The organism is Shewanella sp. 0m-6 (assembly GCF_052977325.1).
On the sequence record NZ_JBRIMD010000004.1, the window covers coordinates 63,668 to 81,501 of the forward strand.

Sequence of the window (17,834 nt, forward strand, 5' to 3'; positions counted from 1 at the left end):
AACGGATAAGAGGTTAAGTCTTTGATTAAGGCACTCAAAAGAGAGTTCTCAGCTCTGCAAGATGATCCATGGCAGTTGGCGTTGATAAGCTATATTCCGCTGCTGAGTATTATTGGGCTGTGGTTGCTGTTTAGTGCAGGCTTGCCAAGGCAGTTACCGGTTGCAGTGGTTGATTTAGACAATAGCCAAGTTAGCCGGGCCTTAGCGCGTCAACTACAAGCTAACCCCGTCACTAAGCCAATTAGTTATGCAGGCTTACCGAGCGCGGTTGAGGCGATGAAGCAGGGGGAGGTTTATGCCTTACTTGTGCTGCCTTACGGGCTCAATCGTGATCTGCTGACAGCAAAAACACCCATTATCGATATCCGTTATAACAGCCAGTTTTTGCTGGTCGGAAAATTATTATCGAGCCAATTAATGGCGACGATGGCAGAGGGGCTTAAGCCGTTAGGTGAGCTCAAAATGCTCGCGGCAGGTGTGCCTATGGAGCAGGTTGCGGTTAACTTAAGCCCAATCAGCGCTCAGACTACGGCATTGTTTAACCGCAATACCAACTATGTAGGTTTCCTTGTGCCTCCAGTGCTTATTGCGCTACTGCAGTTGTTGGCGATGATGGTCTTTGCTAACAGTCTTAACCGTGAGCTTCGTTGGAATACGACTGAGCAATGGTCAGAGCTTGGACTATGGAAAGTGATAGGGGCAAAGGTGTTATTTTACACCCCGCTAGTATTGCTCCACGGTAGCTTTATCTTAGCCCTTGTCTATCTTTTTCTAGAGTTACCCATCGCCGGCAGTATTGCAGTGATATTGCTCGCTCAAACGGTGATGTTATTAGCGGTGTGGTTAATGGTGTTAACCATCTTTTTTGCCCTACAAGACAGCGCCCGAGTTATTAGCTTTTGTACCGCAATGTTTGCCCCCGCTTTTGCCTTTATGGGGGTGACATTCCCCGTGCATGAGATGCCCGCCCTTGCTCAGTGGTGGCGAGTGATTATGCCCACCAGCCATTATATTGAAACTCATATTGCGGTGGTAAGTTATGGCCAAGGCTTGATGGCGAGTTTATCGCAAATGACCAGTTATTGGGGATTCCTGTTGTTACTTATTCCAATCAGCATCTTGGCGAAAAGAGATTTTTCTGTGACTGAAGATCCAGTGCTAATCGCTACGGTTAAGGATCAATAACATGAGCTTCTTAGCGCTTATTTGGTCAGAGTTAAAAGCGGTTCTTGCCGATAAAACCATTGTTATTACTGTTTTTGGTGGTGTGCTGTTTTACTCGATTCTTTACCCTTTGCCTTATCTCAATGAAGTTCCGACAGAGCAGCAAGTGGTGGTGATCGATCATGACCACTCATCACTCAGCCGGAAACTTATCCGTGATGCTAATGCTAGCCCTAAAATTGAGGTGATAGCAGAGGTGGGCTCAATCGATGAGGCTAAGCGCTGGATTGAAACTGGCCGGGCCCATGGTTTGCTCGTGATCCCCGCTGACTTTAGGCAAGATCTGTTATTAGGCAAGGGGGTTACCTTAAGCTACGGCGGTGATGCCAGTTACTTCTTGATCTACTCCGCCGTCGTTGAAGGTTTGGTCTCGGCAGGTTTAGATATCAGCAAAGATATTCAGCGTATGGGGTTATTAGCGAAAGGGGGGAATGCTACAGCGGTAAAACAGAGCCTTAATGTGGTCAAACTCAATAGTATTCCAGCTTTTAACCCCAGTTTAGGTTATACGCCTTATGTGGTACCGGGATTGTTCTTATTAATATTGCACCAGACGTTGCTGATTGGCATAGGTATTTTGGGCGCAAGCCAATGGAAGCAACAAGGCTATTGGCGCGAGGTTAGTCCGCTTAAACTTATCTGTGGCCGTATGGTCGCCTTTATGTTGATTTATACCTTATTAAGCAGTTACTACGTTGGTTACTGTTACTATTGGTATGACGTTAGCTTACAGGCAAGTTTGGGGAAAGTCGCTCTGCTGATGTTACCTTTTTTATTGGCAACGTGTGCGGCAGGCATCGCCTTTAGTAGTTTGTTTACTCGGCGGGATTTACCGACTCAAGTATTACTATTGGTTTCTATGCCTATCCTGTTTGTTTCTGGCTTTGTGTGGCCAACAGCACTTATTCCTGAGGCAGTTGTAGCAGTATCACAAGTTGTGCCAGCGGTTCCCGCGATTATGGCCATGTTAGAGCTAAATCAAATGGGCGCATCGTGGCAGAGCATTATGCCGCAGTGGTTACAGTTATGGGCTATGGTAGCGGTTTACTTTGGCTTGGCTTATTGGGGCGCATCTAAGCGGTTAAAGCGGGCAGCTTAGCTCTAGGTTAATTTGAGTACGCTGTTAATTTGGATGCGATGTTAATTCTGATTATTAGCATCGCATTAATTAACGGCTCATCTTGATATTGACTCCGCAAGACGCCGTGAACTCATCAATGAGGGCTTAACCGTAGCATTTATGCTGCAGAGACTTACTCCCTCAATACCAAGCTGATCTTCATTGGACTGTAAGATTCATCGTGTATTTAATTAAATTGCAATTAGTTGATAGAATCGACGAACTACTGGTAAATAAAAAGCCCGCTGTAACTTAAGTTACAGCGGGCTTTTTATTTGTGTGTTGAAAGTGGCTGGTTTTTAGGTGCCGCTTAACTCAACAGTTAATGATATGCCTGACTTTACTGCTTTAGGAGTTTCTACATCGATAGAAATAGAGCTGCTCTTGGCGGCTTCGCCTGTGCTTGCAGGATCGATATCATTGGTCAGAGTGAAGCTGGTTGTAGTGCCACCAATGCTATTGGTGTTGGGGACTTCATAGTTTGAAGCATCTAATTCACCTTCACTGGCCGTAGTCGTCAGAGTGGTGCCAAATGGCATAATTTGATTCGCGCTATCGAAGAAGCGCACTGCAAATGTTGATGTTGCGCCAGCTGGAATTGCTGTTGGAGTCAGGGCTTGTTGACCACTGGTGTAGATAACAACTCCATCTTGGGTTATTTCAAAATGCGCAGTAGAGCCAGACATGGTCATCACTAATGCTTTGCGGATATAGGTTTTATTGGCTTGATTTTCACCGCATTTACTACCAGTACATTGTGGACCGTTGAATACTTTGTCGGCAGGTTGGTATTCGTCTTTTGATGCCGTATTAAAGTAGGGTTCAGCTGGATTGATACCTTTAGCATCCCATTCACCATCTTCATTATCATCACGGAATGCATCACCTAAATCGCTAAACCCTTGAGGGTGGTAGGTTTCAATATCCATACCGTTTCCTGAACAAGCAACTGCATCGCCATTCGCATTTAAGCACGCTAGTGCTACGGCGTTACCATCATCATTATCAAAGATATTATTACCGTTAGTATCGAAAAAGGTTTCATGACCTAAGGCATAAGCCAGCACTGTGATGCGATGATCGGGTACGCGTGGGCTAGTTGACGTCCATTCAACGCTACAACTGCCATTTACTGTTACGCAGCTTGGCTCAATTTGACCACCTTCGGCTGTAAAGTTAATGGTGGTGTCATTCGGCGCTGGGTTACCAAAGCTGTCTGATGCGTAAGCCGTAATAGAGGCTGTCTCACCATTGTGATCACCCGCTTCTGGATTAAGTATGCTGCTTGATAAACTAAAGCCTAACTGCTGTGGTAAACCGGTATTGATGGTGAGCTGCTCAGATTGTGTCGTTACAGAACCGTCATCGCTGTTTTTAGCTGTAGCTAGCACACGCACAGGTGTCGGCATGGTGCCAGACAGTACAGTAGCGCTAACCAGACCGGCTGAGTTACTGGTATTGCTGGTGGTATTACTATCATTAGCGAACGTAATATTGCCAACTGTGGTATCTAGCGAGAAATCCACGTTTTGCTGGGCAATAGGTTGGCCATTAGCATCAGCCACTTTAAAGGTGATAAGTGATGATTCACTCGAACCAGTGCCGCCAGCACCTTTAATGCGAATTGATGTCGGCTCAGCAGAGATAAAGCTCAAATTAGCTAAGGTTTGGCTTTCCAGTGAAAAATCGAGCTCTGCTGTTAGGGTTTGGTTACCCGCAACAACTGATGCGATAATTTGGTCGTTACGCTGGCTATTGCCGCTACAGCTCGTGTTTTGGAACGTTGAGCTGGCAGCGCCCGATAAAGTGGTGACGGGTGAGTCGATACTGGCATCGTTACTGAGTACGCAGCTAGAGCTAAAGCTGACGCTGGTGGGTGTTTGCAACCGGGTGTAGGTGCCATCATCGTTTTTGGTCGCTACATCAGCAGTCACCCCAAATGTACCGCCGGCACTAACAATATACTTACCTGCTTCAAGTGGCAGGGTCGTGGCGAGTTCATTTTCTGTAAATGTGCTCCCGCCTGCTGAGAAGTGACCGATAACGATAATACCGTCTTCACTGACCGCATCTTTTGCTAGTACTTCATACAGACCTGAGCTTTGATAAGTTTTACCGTCATCATCTAAGGTTACAGATAAGTTGGCGGCGCCAAGTTCTGTGTCACTGGGGGTGTAGCTGACTTGGGCAATACCATTTTCTTTCGTGAGGGCAGAGCTTGGATTAAGACTGGCGCTGCCTGCGGTAAAGCTAGCTAACTTACCAGCGACTCCTTGGCCCTGCTCATTGATGAATGTAGCTTGCAGTTGTACGGTTTCACCCGCCTTAAACTGGGTCACAACGGCAGTGCCGTTGATAATGGCGCTATTTAGGCTGAATTTAGGCTCTGATGGCGCAGTTGTCGAAGTGAACTCAAAGTTGCGGTTGGCGTTGGCGCTGCTTTCACCTTCAGTGAAGCTTGCGGTTAATGTTCCCGCGCCTTCTGCACCTGCGGAGTTACTGACGATGATTTCGGCTTGTCCATTGGAGTTAGTTAGCTTGTTGGTAACAGAAAGCTCGCCAAAGGTTGCTGAGAAAGAGATGAGCTGGCCACTACGGTCGCGATTATCTTGCTTAAGATGCGCAACGGCGCAAAAAGCGCTATTAGCGGCAAAACTCAATGAATTGGTTGGCTCGGCACAGGCGCCATCAACAACGGTCTTATAACTTAGAGAGAGGCTGTAGGTACCACCATTGTCGGTATCACTATTGTCATCCGATGCACCATTACAGCCACCGAGTAAAGAAAGACACATTAAAGACAGAGGGAGGGTAGCCAGTTTTGCGGTCAGGCGCATTTGCATATTCCTTTTGCTACAAATTTTTGCTGAATATAGTACCGATGGGTAACTTATATTAACCAATCAAAGGCGCGCTCTGCAGTATAAGCCTAAAAATAGCCCCATAAAAAAGCTCCCTAAGTATGGTTAATACTAAGGGAGCTATTGTGTAGCTATATAGCGATGATGTCTATATATGTAACGATTAATCTTTGATCTCGTTACGTAAATATTTACTTAATTCTTTCGCTGTCTTTGACGCTTCAATATCAGGGTTTTTCGTTAGCTCTTTTTTAGTCTGACGAATGTACTGACGAAGTTTTTGTCTATCAAATTCAGGGTGCTGCTCAATTAAGGCTTGTACCGCTGAGTCGCCTTCAGCGAGTAGCTGATCACGCGTCTTATCAGCCATATTGGTTTTAGCACTTTCGTTGCTGTTTTGGTTCAGCACGTTCTTAATCGCGACATCTAACTCTTCGAGATCAACATAACGCATTAGTTTACCAATGTACTGAATGTGACGACGGTGCGCTTCGGTATTAATTTTGATTGTTTTGGCTTTCAAAATATTATCATAAAGCGTTTCATCAAGATTTAGCTTCTGTACTTGGGTCTTACTAAGTGCAACTAATCTATTGCCATATTCTTGATAGATAGCGATTTCGCGTTTAGCGTCCGCTCTACTTTCGTAGTTCTCATCTTTGTCATAGGGCTGGTGGAAGTGTTCTGAGTCACCGACAATCTTCATATCTACAATCTCTTACAAATTCTGTGCTAATAATAACATCTAAACTTGCTTATTTCCTTTCCTATTTTTGAGGCTGTAGACCTTTCTTAGTTCATTTAGTCGATATTTTTATTCTTGAGAAGCGAGCGATTGAGCCTCACATGGCAGGATTATTTAATGTGATTGGGTTTTGGGTTTGTTATGCTATCGCTATTGCCGACAAATAAAGAGTAGATCTGTGTCTTCACCTAGCATTGATATTGAATTGGATTCCTTGAAAGATGCCGTTTCGATGGCGCTGGAATATGCAAAAACATTAGGCACTTCTGGTGCAGAAGTTGCGATCAGTAAGCAACAAGGTTTGTCTGTTTCAACGCGAATGAAAGAAGTTGAAACCGTTGAGTTTAATAAAGATGGCGCTCTGGGCATTACCGTTTTTAGAGATGGATGCAAGGGTAGCTCATCGACTTCAGATTTAAGTCAAGCTGCGATTCAGCGAGCGGTGAAAGCGGCTGATGATATTGCTCGCTTTACCTCTGCTGATCCATTTAATGGTTTGGCTGAAAAGTCATTAATGGCGACTCGGTTCCCCGATCTTGATCTGTACCACCCAGAAGATATCTCTCCAGAGGAGTTAACTCGCCTTGCGGTATTAGCCGAAGAAGCGGCATTAGACACCGATAAGCGAGTGAAAACGTCTGATGGTGCGAGTGCAAATGCCCACTCTAGCGTTAAAGTGTATGGCAATAGCCATGGATTTTTGCATGGTTATTGCAGCTCACGTTACAGCCTAAGTTGTGTAGCTATTGGTGAGCTTGAAGGCAGTATGCAGCGCGACTATGACTATACCGTCGCTCGCAAATTTAGCGAGATGACGGCACCAGAAATTATCGGTAAGAAAGCGGCTGAAAAAACGGCTGGCCGATTAGGTGGACGTAAAATCGCAACCACTCAGCTTCCGGTGCTGTTTTCACCTGAAATAGCTACAGGCTTGATGGGGCACTTAGTTGGCGCTATCAGTGGTGGCAGCTTATACCGTAAGTCGAGCTTCCTGCTAGACGCTATCGATACACAAGTGTTCCCAGATTGGTTTAGCATTCATGAAGACCCATTAATGGTCGGTGCTTTAGCAAGCTCGGCATACGATAGTGAAGGCGTTGCCACTCAGGCGCGCGATATTATCGACAATGGGCGCTTAGCAACCTACCTATTAACCAGTTACTCGGCGCGAAAGCTTGGGTTGACCAATACTGGCCATGCGGGCGGTATCTATAACTGGACCTTATCAACCACAGGGCAAACTTTTGACCAGTTGGTTAAAGAGATGGGCACTGGTCTTATCGTGACTGAAGTGATGGGCCAAGGGGTGAATACCGTTACGGGTGATTACTCTCGTGGTGCGGCAGGTTTCTATGTTGAGAACGGCGTTATTCTGTACCCAGTAGAAGAGATCACCATTGCGGGTAACCTTAAAGATATGTACCAGAATATCGTCGCAGTGGCTAAAGACAGAGATCTGCGCTCATCGATCCGCACTGGCGGGATCTTAATGGATAAGATGAAGATCGCGGGTAACTAATACCCCATATACCTAACGCCTAATATACTTATCGTTACTTGCGGTATTAGGCTTAGCTGCAATCGACTCACAAAAAAGGTTTCCAATAGGAAGCCTTTTTTTATGGCTGTTTTTATTTCAAATAAAAAATGAAAACTTGAATATATGAAAAAACATATATATTATTTTCCATATGTACGGTGTTTCGTGCATAACCGCTGATTAGAGACATGATGATGACACCTTTACAGTTTTTTAAGGCGTTGGCCGATGACACAAGACTGCGTAGCTTGCTGCTGATCCAAGCGGAAACCGAGCTGTGTGTTTGTGAGTTAATGACCGCACTTGATGAGATCCAGCCTAAGATCTCACGACACTTAGCACAGTTACGTAAACTGGGTTTGTTAGTTGATAGGCGCCAGGGGCAGTGGATTTTCTATTGTATTAACCCTGAACTACCAACATGGGCTAACGACATATTACACACTTTGGCTAAGGATCAGGCCGAGCTAATAGGCAGTAATCTAGCCAATCTTATGCAGATGGGTGACCGTCCAGAAAGAGTTAAAAACTGCTGTTAACCATCAAATACTGACTTAGCTTGGTATGGGTAAGAATTTTATTATTAGGTCAAATATTATGGGTATTTTTGAACGTTATTTAAGTGTTTGGGTGGGGCTGGCTATTTTAGCGGGTGTTTTTCTTGGTAATTTAACCCCTGATACCTTTGCTGTGGTTGCAGGGCTTGAGTATGCCCATGTCAACTTAGTGATAGCAGTCCTTATTTGGGTAATGATCTACCCGATGATGGTGCAAATCGATTTCTCTGCCGTGAAAGATGTAGGTAAAAGCCCTAAAGGTCTGGTACTGACACTGGTGATCAACTGGCTGATTAAGCCGTTCACTATGGCGGCATTGGGCTGGTTATTCTTTAAGGTGTTTTTTGTTGATTGGGTTGACCCTCAGACTGCGAATGAATATATCGCAGGTATGATCTTGCTAGGCGTAGCACCATGTACAGCTATGGTATTCGTGTGGAGTCAACTGACTAAAGGCGATCCTAACTACACCTTAGTGCAAGTGTCGGTAAACGATCTCATTATGGTGGTCGCATTTGCACCGATTACGGCGCTGCTACTTGGGGTGAGCGATATCCAAGTCCCCTGGGCGACACTGTTATCTTCTGTGGGTTTATACGTCGTCTTGCCTTTAGTGGCTGGTGCTATAACAAGGCATTTTCTGCAGCAAAAGGGTGATGACACTAAGCTCAATACCTTTGTGGCGACATTAAAGCCGTGGTCTATGGTGGGCTTGCTGGCAACCGTTGTTTTACTGTTTGGTTTTCAAGCTGAAACCATAATTGCCCAGCCTCAAAACATTGTACTTATTGCGATACCATTATTAATTCAGACTTATGGCATCTTTTTTATTGCGTTTTATGCGGCAAAAAAAATGAAGCTTACCCATAAGATAGCTGCGCCAGCATGCATGATTGCCACCTCTAACTTTTTTGAGCTAGCAGTTGCAGTGGCCATCTCGCTGTTTGGCCTGCACTCGGGCGCCGCGCTTGCGACAGTTGTCGGGGTGTTGGTTGAAGTACCCGTGATGTTATCGCTCGTGGCAATTGCTAATCGCAGTCGTCACCTATTTGCTGATGATGAGGCTGCAGAGCCATCAAGGTAAATTTGGGTTATGGGGCCTATTGATAGGCTCGAGTGATATTGCCAAGATAGATAGATAGAATTTAATAAAATATTCTAGTTCTGGGCTAGCTCAATTAAGTTAGGCAAGAGCAAAGTCGCGCAAGAATTTGAACAAGATCTATACCTTACACCATTCAATAACAGGTTAAGAAACGACTATGACAATCAAAATAGGTATCAACGGCTTCGGTAGAATGGGGCGTTTAGCACTGAGATCGGCTTGGAATAATAGCAATGTTGAGTTTGTACACATTAACGACCCTGCAGGTGATGCCACGACCTTAGCGCACTTGTTAACGTTCGATTCTGTACATGGTCGTTGGTCTGAAGAGGCCACCGCTGATGGCGACATTATTAACATTGGTGAACGTCGCATTGCAACGACACGTAACAAAGCCATTGCTGATACTGACTGGTCAGGCTGTGATGTGGTTATTGAAGCCTCTGGGGTGATGAAAACCAAGGCGTTATTGCAAGCTTATCTAGATCAAGGTGTTAAAAGAGTGGTTGTGACGGCGCCAGTGAAAGAAGAAGGTGTATTGAATGTGGTAATGGGTGTGAACCATGATCTTTATGATAAAGATATTCACCCTATCGTGACTGCAGCGTCGTGTACCACTAACTGCTTAGCGCCAGTAGTCAAAGTGCTCCATGAAAAAATAGGCATCAAGCATGGCTCAATGACAACGATTCATGACATTACTAATACTCAAACGATCTTGGATGCACCCCATAAAGATCTGCGTCGTGCCCGAGCCTGTGGTTTAAGCCTTATTCCAACCACCACTGGCAGCGCCACGGCAATTACCCATATCTTCCCTGAGCTTAAAGGAAAGCTTAACGGCCATGCAGTGCGCGTACCGTTAGCTAATGCATCGCTAACTGACTGTGTCTTTGAGTTAAACCGCGATACGACAGAAGCTGAGGTGAATCAGTTATTACGCGAGGCAGCAGAGGGTGAGCTTAAAGGTATATTAGGATACGAAGAGCGTCCACTTGTGTCTGTGGATTATAAAACTGACCCTCGTTCAAGCATTATTGATGCACCATCGACTATGGTCGTTAACGGTACTCAGGTAAAACTGTATGTCTGGTATGACAATGAGTGGGGCTATGCCAATCGCACCGCCGAGCTTGCGATTATGGTCGGACGAGCGGATCAGGCTTAAATAGAAGGTGCTAGGTGCTAGGTGCTAGGAAAAGTAGGGCGCTTCGCTTCTAGGTTCTAGGAAAAGCAGGAAAAGCCGGGCAGAGCTGCGATGGTTTAAGCTAAGACGGTGATAGTCTGAGTCAGCCTGCTGTTTTAGTTTTTGCCTTTGCTTTCCTAGCAGCGCAGCGTTCTAGTAGTGGCGCAGCCACGTCCTCGTATCCTAGTTCCTTTTTTAAAGGTGGTAAGCGTGTTAGCTAAATATCGTTCTTTGCCAGATAGCATTAAGCAATATCTATTGGTCACCGGTAACTACTGGGCATTTACCCTTACCGATGGTGCCTTGCGTATGTTGGTGGTGCTGCACTTTTATGACCTAGGTTACACGCCGTTGGCGATTGCTATGCTGTTCCTGTTTTATGAAATCTTTGGTGTGATCACTAACCTTGTCGGCGGCTGGCTAGGGGCGAGGCTTGGGCTGAATCGCACCATGAATATCGGTTTAGGTTTGCAAATTGTCGCGCTAGGTATGTTATTGCTGCCAGCAGCGATGCTCACAGTGCCTTGGGTGATGGCGGCGCAGGCGCTGTCAGGGATCGCTAAAGATCTGAATAAGATGAGTGCTAAGAGTGCGATAAAAACCTTAGTGCCTAAAGATGCTGAAGATAAGCTTTATCGTTGGGTGGCGATGCTGACAGGCTCTAAGAATGCCCTGAAAGGGGCTGGCTTTTTTCTTGGCGGGCTATTGTTATCGCTTACCGGTTTTACGGGGGCGATAGCCATTATGGCAGCGGCTCTTTGTGTCGTTTGGCTTGGCAGTATAGTTAGATTGAAAGCTGATTTAGGCAAAGCGAAATCTAAGCCTAAATTTACCCAGATATTTTCTAAGAGCGAGAGCGTTAATATTCTTTCCGCCGCGCGGCTGTTTCTGTTCGCCGCTAGAGACGTGTGGTTTGTGATTGCATTACCTGTGTTTCTTGCCAGCCAACTGGGTTGGGAGCACAGTAGCGTTGGTGCTTTTCTTGCGCTGTGGGTTATTGGCTATGGCATGGTTCAATCTATTGCGCCATCTTTAACGGCAAGAAAGGCGACGCCAGATGGACAGGTTGCCACGCGTTGGGCGGGGTTACTAACCTTAGTCACCTTGGTGCTCGCGGTGCTGCTCTTTACTGACTGGGTAGCCCCTCAAATCGCGCTTATTGCTGGCTTAATGGTGTTTGGTGGCGTCTTTGCCATCAACTCTTCACTGCACAGTTACTTGATTGTGAGCTATGCAAGCGATGATGGTGTATCGCTTGATATTGGCTTTTATTATATGGCTAATGCGCTTGGAAGGTTACTGGGCACGATTCTATCGGGTTGGGTGTATCAAGAGGCTGGGTTGTCTGCTTGCTTGTTTATTTCGGCGGCCATGCTGTTTGTGACCTTTGTTATTTCCTTTAAATTACCTCGAATACAGCTTAGATAAAGGCCTTCCTACAGCTAGTAATGACCACAATCGATTATTGTCGTAGCGCCGTTGTGCGCTACGGCAAACCTCGTTAGTTTATTTTTCAGCCTTTCCAAAGGTTAACAATTCGTTGTACTCTGTTTGAAAGTTTGAGTGTTTTTATCTTTTGGGTGTGAGCGTTCGCTTTATTAGGACCTTTTGATCTTGCTAATCTAATTCAAGATAAAAAATGACAGATCAAAAAGCCCTAAATACATGATTTTAAATATAAGTATAAATATAAGTATAAATATAAATAATAACGATAAATTCTCTGTATCGACGAGGTTTGAATGGAAGCTATTACTGATTTTGTAGGCATGGTCAACGGCGTGGTCTGGGGGACACCAATGTTGGTTATGATTCTGGGAGTGGGCTTGTTCTTAACGGTGGGTTTGCGCTTGATGCCTATCCTAAAATTAGGCACAGGTTTTAAATTATTGTGGTCGGGTCGTATCCCTGACAAAGATAAAAACATGAAGGGGGAAATTAGCCCTTTTAATGCCTTAATGACCTCTCTGTCGGCCACCATAGGTACAGGTAATATTGCAGGTGTTGCCACCGCGATTTTTATTGGTGGACCCGGTGCACTATTTTGGATGTGGTGTACGGCGTTGGTCGGTATGGCAACAAAGTTTGCCGAAGCTGTATTAGCGGTTAAATACCGTGAAGTGGATGACAATGGTAACCACGTTGGTGGCCCAATGTATTACATTAAAAATGGTCTAGGTTCGAAGTGGGCCTGGTTAGGTACTGCTTTTGCACTGTTTGGCTCGCTAGCAGGTTTTGGTATTGGTAATACTGTGCAGGCTAATTCAGTTGCCGATGCGCTTAGCAGTAACTTTGGTGTGCCTAATTGGGTTACCGGCGTTGTGCTTATGGTATTGGTTGGTGCGGTGTTAATGGGTGGCATTAAGCGCATTGCTGATGTTGCAGGCAAATTAGTACCAATGATGACAGTATTTTATATTGCCGCAGGTATTGCTGTATTGGTGGTCTATGCCGCAGAGATCCCAGCAGCCATTGAGTTGATTTTATACAGCGCATTTAACCCCGTGGCGGCTCAAGGCGGCTTTGCCGGCGCAGCAGTTTGGGCCGCGATTCGCTTTGGTGTTGCTCGTGGTGTGTTCTCCAATGAGGCTGGTCTAGGTAGTGCGCCTATCGCGCATGCGGCGGCGCAAACTAATAATCCAGTTGCTCAAGGTTTAGTGGCGATGCTAGGTACATTTATTGATACCTTGATTGTCTGTAGCATTACGGGTTTGGCCATTATCGTATCGGGCGCTTGGACCTCAGGTGAAAACGGCGCGGCGTTGACCTCGTTTGCCTTTTCTCATGCATTCCCGCTTGGAAACTATGTGGTGGCGATTGCACTAACGGTATTTGCATTTACGACCATCTTAGGTTGGAGCTTTTACTGTGAGAAGTGTGTGCAGTTCCTATTTGGTGTGAAAGCGATTAAGCCATTTAGAATTGTTTGGACCTTAGTAGTGCCATTAGGTGCGGTGAGTTCACTGGAGTTTATCTGGCTACTTGCTGATACGCTCAACGCTATGATGGCGATCCCTAACTTGATTGCCTTAGCACTGCTAAGCCCTGTGGTATTTGCGTTAACTAGAGAGTATTTTCTGAAGAAGCGTGAGACTGATTTGGAATCACAAAAAGCGAAATAGTCGCTCATTGAGCGCTTAAAAACTAAAAAAGCTCCTGGAGAATATCTCAGGAGCTTTTTTTATCACATGATTTTAAGCCTATGCCCAAAAGTCATCTTCACTTAAATCACGTTTTAATTGCGCTCTTTCAAGGTAGGCTTCGAGGCGTTTTTTTACCTCTTTTTTGTGCGCTAACTCGTCAGCGGCTTGCTGATTTTTAGGCGTTGTATACGCCTCCATCTCTACATCGTTGGGCACAAAATCAATAGTCTGAGCCATCACGAATTCCTCTTAGCTAGGTATCCATTGTTCCGAATCGCTTGCATAGCGTTAAAAGGGAATACTCTCGATACCATCGGGTTAATAACTAAACAATGTCTGCACTCATTGGCTTACTTGATTAAACCTATTAGTAAGTGCTTAATTTGGAATTTAGCAGGGTGTGATTTAAAAATATGCGATCTATGTAACAAAATTACATTTATAGTTGTTTTTTTATTATTTTGAATGGTTTTTAGCTACTTAATGAAATTAAGCAACACTTGTGGGGTTACGCATTATTGGCCATTTACTCTTAATTAATGAGTAAATGGCCTTTATTGCAGTGAGTTATAGAGCAAAACTGTAGCTGTAACCGAGTAAAACCTTGGCGTCGTCATTTTTAAGATCTGTGTCACTGACAGTAAAAGAGACACTGCCCAAATCGGTATCTTTACTCAGCGCAATGGAATAGTCGGCATAGTTGTTAGTGTCAAACCAAGCGGTGACGACATCGCCTGTAGAGTAGCCATAATGAGCGGAGATCGATAGCGTATCTGATAGTGGATAAGTCAGGGTCGTTTGAATGTAACCCATGTCGGTATTATCAAGATCTGCGGCGGTTACATCGTTGCCAGCATTGACTAAGTGAGAGTAACTCACGGCTATCCATCTCCAGCTCACCGCTGCGGTTATTTCGCCTAAGTCTATACTGGCATCGGCATCAGGGTAAGCGTAATAGAGGTAGCTTAAGTCATACTCAAATTCATCGCCGATGGTCCCCGCAAAGCCTGCATAAAAATCAACTTCATAGCTCGTCTCATCGCCAAAATCGACATTCGATGCCCAAGTACCTGCATAGAAGCCTGAATCGTGGCTGTAATCGATTCCACCTTGCACGGCTACAGCATCATCTGTTTGTGTTACACCGCGCCATAGGTAGTTGGAAGTGGCGCCTATATTGGCCTCCACCGCGGCATGTGCAGTGGTGCTCAGTAGTGATGTAAGAAGGATTGCGGTGCTGTTAATTAGTAACTTGTTCATTCTATTCCCCTTTGCAGAAACATTATTGTGTTTTTTATGCTCACAATTTATTTAGCAAAGTCTAAGCCAAAGTTTTTAGTCATTTAAAACAGTTGGTTAAATATGTGGGTTCCGATGCTGATAGTTAGATTGAATCAAACTGGGGCAGGTAGCACCGTGATAGGGCAGAGGAGGGAGCAATGATACAGGCATAAAAAAACCCCCGTAAGGAGGTTTAGTTATCAACTGCGGAAACAGTGATTTAGTTAACGCTATCTTTAAGCGTCTTACCAGCTTTGAACTTCGGAACTGTAGCTGCTGGGATTTGGATCTCTTTACCTGTCTGTGGGTTACGGCCAGTACGCGCTGCGCGTTCTGTCGTTTCAAAAGAGCCAAAACCAACGATAGAGATTTTCTCTCCATTCTTCATTGCTTCTGCAACAGTTTCTTCAAAAGATTTTAAGGCGCGAGCGGCTTCAGCTTTAGTTAGTTCTGCAGATTCAGCCATTTTTGCAACAAGTTCAGTCTTATTCATTTGAATAGTCTCTTCTTTCCGTAGATTTATTTGTTAGTAGCGTTATGTAACATGCCACAAGCATTTGCATTTGAAAAGCGCTTTAACCCCATGAAATAAGCATTAAAGTCAAAAATAGGGGCAATTTCTCAGTTTTTTACTCTTCAAGCAGCTGATAAAGGATCTGTTTGACGACATTGGGCTCAAAAGGTTTGTCGCAAAGCGCATTCACTCCGGCTTGAGACACGTTACTTAAATGAGTTTCATTCGCTTCAGATGACACCATTAAAATCGGAATATGGGATTGTTGGCTGTCGTTACGAATAAACTGAGTCAGGGCTAAACCATCTACGCTGGGCATGTTGTAATCGGTAATCACTAAATCAAACATCTGCTGTTGCATCAGCTCAATAGCTTCTTGGCCATCTTGGGCCTCAGTGATCATCCTTAAGCCGAGATTGGTAATAGTACGCTTAATAATATTACGGGCCATTTTACTGTCATCGACCACTAACACTCGCAGATCTTGTACATCAAAATGAGTTAAATCTAATTCATCATGAGTTAGTAGATCGATGGTGGCATTGAGCGCCTTACCTAAATGTTCGCTAGAAAAAGGTTTAGGCAATATCGCAACGACCCCCGATTGACGATAGTGTTCTAACTGCTCGCGTCGACACTCACTTGAAACCAACATAAATTGGATTTCGTTAAAGTGAACCGATGCTTTAAGTTGCTGCAGTAATTCTAAAGCGGTTCCGTCTTCAAAGTGCATGGCACTGGCGACAAGATCTGGCTGGTGACGGTTGATAATATGCAGAGCTTCAGCAAGCGTGGTGGCTGTTTGTATGTTGCTAACACCTTCTTGCATTAAGCGCTGGCTGATAATTTTTCTTTGGGTATCTGAAGGCTCAACCAGCAAGATTGATAGTTCGCTGGGCTGTAAATGACTCATAAATTTATTACCGATCTTATTGCTATTATGGCGTTAACGTACGTTAAGCATTGTTGCTTATCAAGTAAGTAACAGGCTGTGTGCTTGGCTTAGTCTGAGATCTTGTTCGTCATTGCGCTGTTAACTCACAAGGTTGGGCTTTAAGTATTGTCGTGTCTTTGCACTAAAAGCGACCCAGTATTGGAATGTCATAGCGATGATTGCAGCAATGACGATGCCAATAATAGGAATATTCTGGCCGTTATATACGACTTTTACATCCTCAGGGGTAATTTGGTAGGCGATAACGGCAGCGGTTGCTAATGCAAGTAAGGCAACGGTTTGAATGGCTAGGTAGATTTTAAGTACCACACCGGCCCAAAATTGGCGCATGATTAAGCCATAAAGCACAGGAAAAACACCTAAAGTTAATAGATCGAAGGCTTGGGTGGTAAAGGTTCGCCAGAGCGCGGCAACTGCGAGTAGAGCGTAGAAAAACATTAAAATGGCTAATAATGGGTGAGGTTTGGTCATGGGATATTTCAAGCCGTTATATTTTTATAGGTTTGTTGCTCGAAGTTTAAGAAAAACCGCTGTCCGCGTCTACAGCGCGTTGTTAATTGGCCAAGTCGATGAATGATATTGTTTAGCTAAGATGGCGAGTAATGCGATAGAATAGCGACTATCACAGCGTACAATTTTAGAGAATCCGATGACAGAGTCTGAGTTTTGGGAATTAGTCACCCGAACATCACCACAACAAGAGCAAACTGAACTTGCAGAAGCGCTTAAGCAAAAGCTGAGCCCGTTAACGAATGAAGAGTTGCGTGACTTTGACAAGATATTTGGTCAACAGATGCGTCGTTCATACTCTTGGTCAGTGTGGGGCGCGGCTTATATTATTACCGGCTGTGATTCTGAGTATGCCTTTGCTGAGTTTCGTTGCTTCTTAATTTCATTAGGTAAAGACTGGTACGACAAAGTGATTGAGTCGCCTGATGCGTTAGGCTCTCTAACGCTTTGGCCTGAAAAAGATGGCTCTGCCTATCCTTTCCTCGATGAATACGATCTTATTGCTGGCCAGCTTTATGAAGATCGTAGCGATGACGAGCTACCTTATGTGCCATCGGGCCAGGCTAACCCAGCAGGTAAGAAATTTTCTCATAAGAAAAAACAGCTTAAGGCTGCTTATCCACTATTGAGTGCCGCATTTCCTTTCTAAAGCAATCTCGTCGGCGCTAACAGCAATAAAAACGAGGCATGGCCTCGTTTTTATTGGGGATTCAATCTAATACCGATTGCTATTACTCGTAGCAAACTTCAGTTTCACTGTCGAAGTCTAGTCCGTAAGCTGTGCAAGTTAACTCCATAAACTCCTGTTCAGACTCCTGCACCTGCTCATCAAACTCAGATTGTAACTTAGACTCTAATGCTTGATCTGACTTAGCTTGATGTTGGTCTAAGATTTCATAGTGGCCTGCGATCGCTGCTTTCTCTTTGGCAGTAAACTCCTCTGCGCTGGCTTGGCCGATGAAGCTGAAAGAGATCAATATTGCAGCGATAAATGCCATGCGGCCAGAAAACGGAATGTTGGTAATATTCGAATAGTTCATAGTGACTCCAAACAATTAAATAGATGACCCAATTTAGGAACCGTTTGCTCTTA

The 17,834-nt window shown here is 44.7% G+C and carries 17 protein-coding genes; 9 read left to right on the plus strand and 8 right to left on the minus strand.

Annotation, left to right across the window (positions count from 1 at the left end):
* The first annotated feature begins 21 nt into the window (after positions 1-21).
* Both ACVBJC_RS04235 and ACVBJC_RS04240 read left to right on the plus strand, forming a co-directional pair.
* A complete protein-coding gene (locus tag ACVBJC_RS04235; protein WP_447159753.1) occupies positions 22-1,185 on the plus strand; it encodes an ABC transporter permease in 1,164 nt (387 codons plus the stop codon).
* 1 nt (position 1,186) lies between these two features.
* Complete coding sequence (locus tag ACVBJC_RS04240) at positions 1,187-2,323, plus strand: ABC transporter permease (protein ID WP_447159752.1); 1,137 nt, start codon at positions 1,187-1,189, stop codon at positions 2,321-2,323.
* Positions 2,324-2,643: 320 nt separating this feature from the next.
* Here the strand turns inward: ACVBJC_RS04240 and ACVBJC_RS04245 are convergent, their stop codons facing one another.
* Both ACVBJC_RS04245 and yjgA read right to left on the minus strand, forming a co-directional pair.
* Entirely contained in the window at positions 2,644-5,181 is a 2,538-nt protein-coding gene (locus tag ACVBJC_RS04245) for a hypothetical protein (RefSeq protein WP_447159751.1), read from the minus strand.
* Between the two features lie 187 nt (positions 5,182-5,368).
* Entirely contained in the window at positions 5,369-5,911 is a 543-nt protein-coding gene (gene yjgA / locus ACVBJC_RS04250; RefSeq protein WP_447159750.1) for a ribosome biogenesis factor YjgA, read from the minus strand.
* A 217-nt stretch (positions 5,912-6,128) separates the two neighbouring features.
* On the opposite strand from yjgA, the gene pmbA reads away from it, so the two are divergent.
* From pmbA to ACVBJC_RS04280, 6 genes are all read left to right on the plus strand, one after another.
* Positions 6,129-7,469 (plus strand): metalloprotease PmbA, encoded by a 1,341-nt coding sequence (pmbA, locus tag ACVBJC_RS04255; RefSeq protein WP_447159749.1) that lies wholly within the window; start codon positions 6,129-6,131, stop codon positions 7,467-7,469.
* Positions 7,470-7,684: 215 nt separating this feature from the next.
* Positions 7,685-8,029 carry a metalloregulator ArsR/SmtB family transcription factor gene (locus ACVBJC_RS04260; protein WP_447159814.1) on the plus strand — a complete coding sequence of 115 codons (345 nt, stop codon included), beginning with the start codon at positions 7,685-7,687 and terminating at the stop codon, positions 8,027-8,029.
* A 58-nt stretch (positions 8,030-8,087) separates the two neighbouring features.
* Positions 8,088-9,131 (plus strand): ACR3 family arsenite efflux transporter, encoded by a 1,044-nt coding sequence (gene arsB / locus ACVBJC_RS04265; protein ID WP_447159748.1) that lies wholly within the window; start codon positions 8,088-8,090, stop codon positions 9,129-9,131.
* Positions 9,132-9,309: 178 nt separating this feature from the next.
* Positions 9,310-10,320, plus strand: a complete 1,011-nt coding sequence (locus ACVBJC_RS04270; RefSeq protein ID WP_447159747.1) for an ArsJ-associated glyceraldehyde-3-phosphate dehydrogenase — start codon at positions 9,310-9,312, stop codon at positions 10,318-10,320.
* A 228-nt stretch (positions 10,321-10,548) separates the two neighbouring features.
* Positions 10,549-11,766, plus strand: coding sequence for an organoarsenical effux MFS transporter ArsJ (gene arsJ / locus ACVBJC_RS04275; RefSeq protein WP_447159746.1), 1,218 nt, complete (start codon positions 10,549-10,551; stop codon positions 11,764-11,766).
* A gap of 314 nt (positions 11,767-12,080) precedes the next feature.
* Positions 12,081-13,460: an alanine/glycine:cation symporter family protein gene (locus ACVBJC_RS04280; protein WP_447159745.1), complete on the plus strand. Its 1,380-nt coding sequence runs from the start codon at positions 12,081-12,083 to the stop codon at positions 13,458-13,460.
* 78 nt (positions 13,461-13,538) lie between these two features.
* Here ACVBJC_RS04280 and ACVBJC_RS04285 read toward each other — a convergent pair whose 3' ends face one another.
* The 5 genes from ACVBJC_RS04285 to ACVBJC_RS04305 form a co-directional block, all read right to left on the minus strand.
* Positions 13,539-13,718 carry a PA3496 family putative envelope integrity protein gene (locus ACVBJC_RS04285; RefSeq protein ID WP_447159744.1) on the minus strand — a complete coding sequence of 60 codons (180 nt, stop codon included), beginning with the start codon at positions 13,716-13,718 and terminating at the stop codon, positions 13,539-13,541.
* A gap of 330 nt (positions 13,719-14,048) precedes the next feature.
* Entirely contained in the window at positions 14,049-14,741 is a 693-nt protein-coding gene (locus ACVBJC_RS04290) for a TorF family putative porin (protein ID WP_447159743.1), read from the minus strand.
* A 241-nt stretch (positions 14,742-14,982) separates the two neighbouring features.
* The gene (locus ACVBJC_RS04295; RefSeq protein WP_447159742.1) at positions 14,983-15,255 is read right to left on the minus strand and encodes an HU family DNA-binding protein; all 273 of its coding nucleotides are present in this window, start codon (positions 15,253-15,255) and stop codon (positions 14,983-14,985) included.
* A 136-nt stretch (positions 15,256-15,391) separates the two neighbouring features.
* Positions 15,392-16,189, minus strand: coding sequence for a response regulator (locus tag ACVBJC_RS04300; RefSeq protein ID WP_447159741.1), 798 nt, complete (start codon positions 16,187-16,189; stop codon positions 15,392-15,394).
* A 120-nt stretch (positions 16,190-16,309) separates the two neighbouring features.
* A complete protein-coding gene (locus tag ACVBJC_RS04305; protein ID WP_447159740.1) occupies positions 16,310-16,702 on the minus strand; it encodes a hypothetical protein in 393 nt (130 codons plus the stop codon).
* A gap of 178 nt (positions 16,703-16,880) precedes the next feature.
* Here ACVBJC_RS04305 and ACVBJC_RS04310 point away from each other — a divergent pair, with 178 nt between their 5' ends.
* A complete protein-coding gene (locus tag ACVBJC_RS04310) occupies positions 16,881-17,390 on the plus strand; it encodes a DUF4240 domain-containing protein (protein WP_447159739.1) in 510 nt (169 codons plus the stop codon).
* Positions 17,391-17,472: 82 nt separating this feature from the next.
* Here the strand turns inward: ACVBJC_RS04310 and ACVBJC_RS04315 are convergent, their stop codons facing one another.
* On the minus strand, positions 17,473-17,781 hold the full coding sequence (locus tag ACVBJC_RS04315) for a hypothetical protein (protein WP_447159738.1): 309 nt from the start codon (positions 17,779-17,781) through the stop codon (positions 17,473-17,475).
* Between the last annotated feature and the right edge of the window lie 53 nt (positions 17,782-17,834).

Excerpts from the sequence above, each read along its gene's own strand:
- ACVBJC_RS04280 (WP_447159745.1), top strand. The coding sequence starts at position 12,081 with ATGGAAGCTATTACTGATTTTGTAGGCATGGTCAACGGCGTGGTCTGG.
- ACVBJC_RS04240 (WP_447159752.1), top strand. The coding sequence starts at position 1,187 with ATGAGCTTCTTAGCGCTTATTTGGTCAGAGTTAAAAGCGGTTCTTGCC.
- ACVBJC_RS04315 (WP_447159738.1), bottom strand. The coding sequence starts at position 17,781 with ATGAACTATTCGAATATTACCAACATTCCGTTTTCTGGCCGCATGGCA.
- ACVBJC_RS04260 (WP_447159814.1), top strand. The coding sequence starts at position 7,685 with ATGACACCTTTACAGTTTTTTAAGGCGTTGGCCGATGACACAAGACTG.
- ACVBJC_RS04285 (WP_447159744.1), bottom strand. The coding sequence starts at position 13,718 with ATGGCTCAGACTATTGATTTTGTGCCCAACGATGTAGAGATGGAGGCG.
- ACVBJC_RS04295 (WP_447159742.1), bottom strand. The coding sequence starts at position 15,255 with ATGAATAAGACTGAACTTGTTGCAAAAATGGCTGAATCTGCAGAACTA.
- yjgA (WP_447159750.1), bottom strand. The coding sequence starts at position 5,911 with ATGAAGATTGTCGGTGACTCAGAACACTTCCACCAGCCCTATGACAAA.
- ACVBJC_RS04310 (WP_447159739.1), top strand. The coding sequence starts at position 16,881 with ATGACAGAGTCTGAGTTTTGGGAATTAGTCACCCGAACATCACCACAA.
- arsB (WP_447159748.1), top strand. The coding sequence starts at position 8,088 with ATGGGTATTTTTGAACGTTATTTAAGTGTTTGGGTGGGGCTGGCTATT.
- ACVBJC_RS04300 (WP_447159741.1), bottom strand. The coding sequence starts at position 16,189 with ATGAGTCATTTACAGCCCAGCGAACTATCAATCTTGCTGGTTGAGCCT.
- ACVBJC_RS04290 (WP_447159743.1), bottom strand. The coding sequence starts at position 14,741 with ATGAACAAGTTACTAATTAACAGCACCGCAATCCTTCTTACATCACTA.
- ACVBJC_RS04270 (WP_447159747.1), top strand. The coding sequence starts at position 9,310 with ATGACAATCAAAATAGGTATCAACGGCTTCGGTAGAATGGGGCGTTTA.
- ACVBJC_RS04305 (WP_447159740.1), bottom strand. The coding sequence starts at position 16,702 with ATGACCAAACCTCACCCATTATTAGCCATTTTAATGTTTTTCTACGCT.
- ACVBJC_RS04245 (WP_447159751.1), bottom strand. The coding sequence starts at position 5,181 with ATGCGCCTGACCGCAAAACTGGCTACCCTCCCTCTGTCTTTAATGTGT.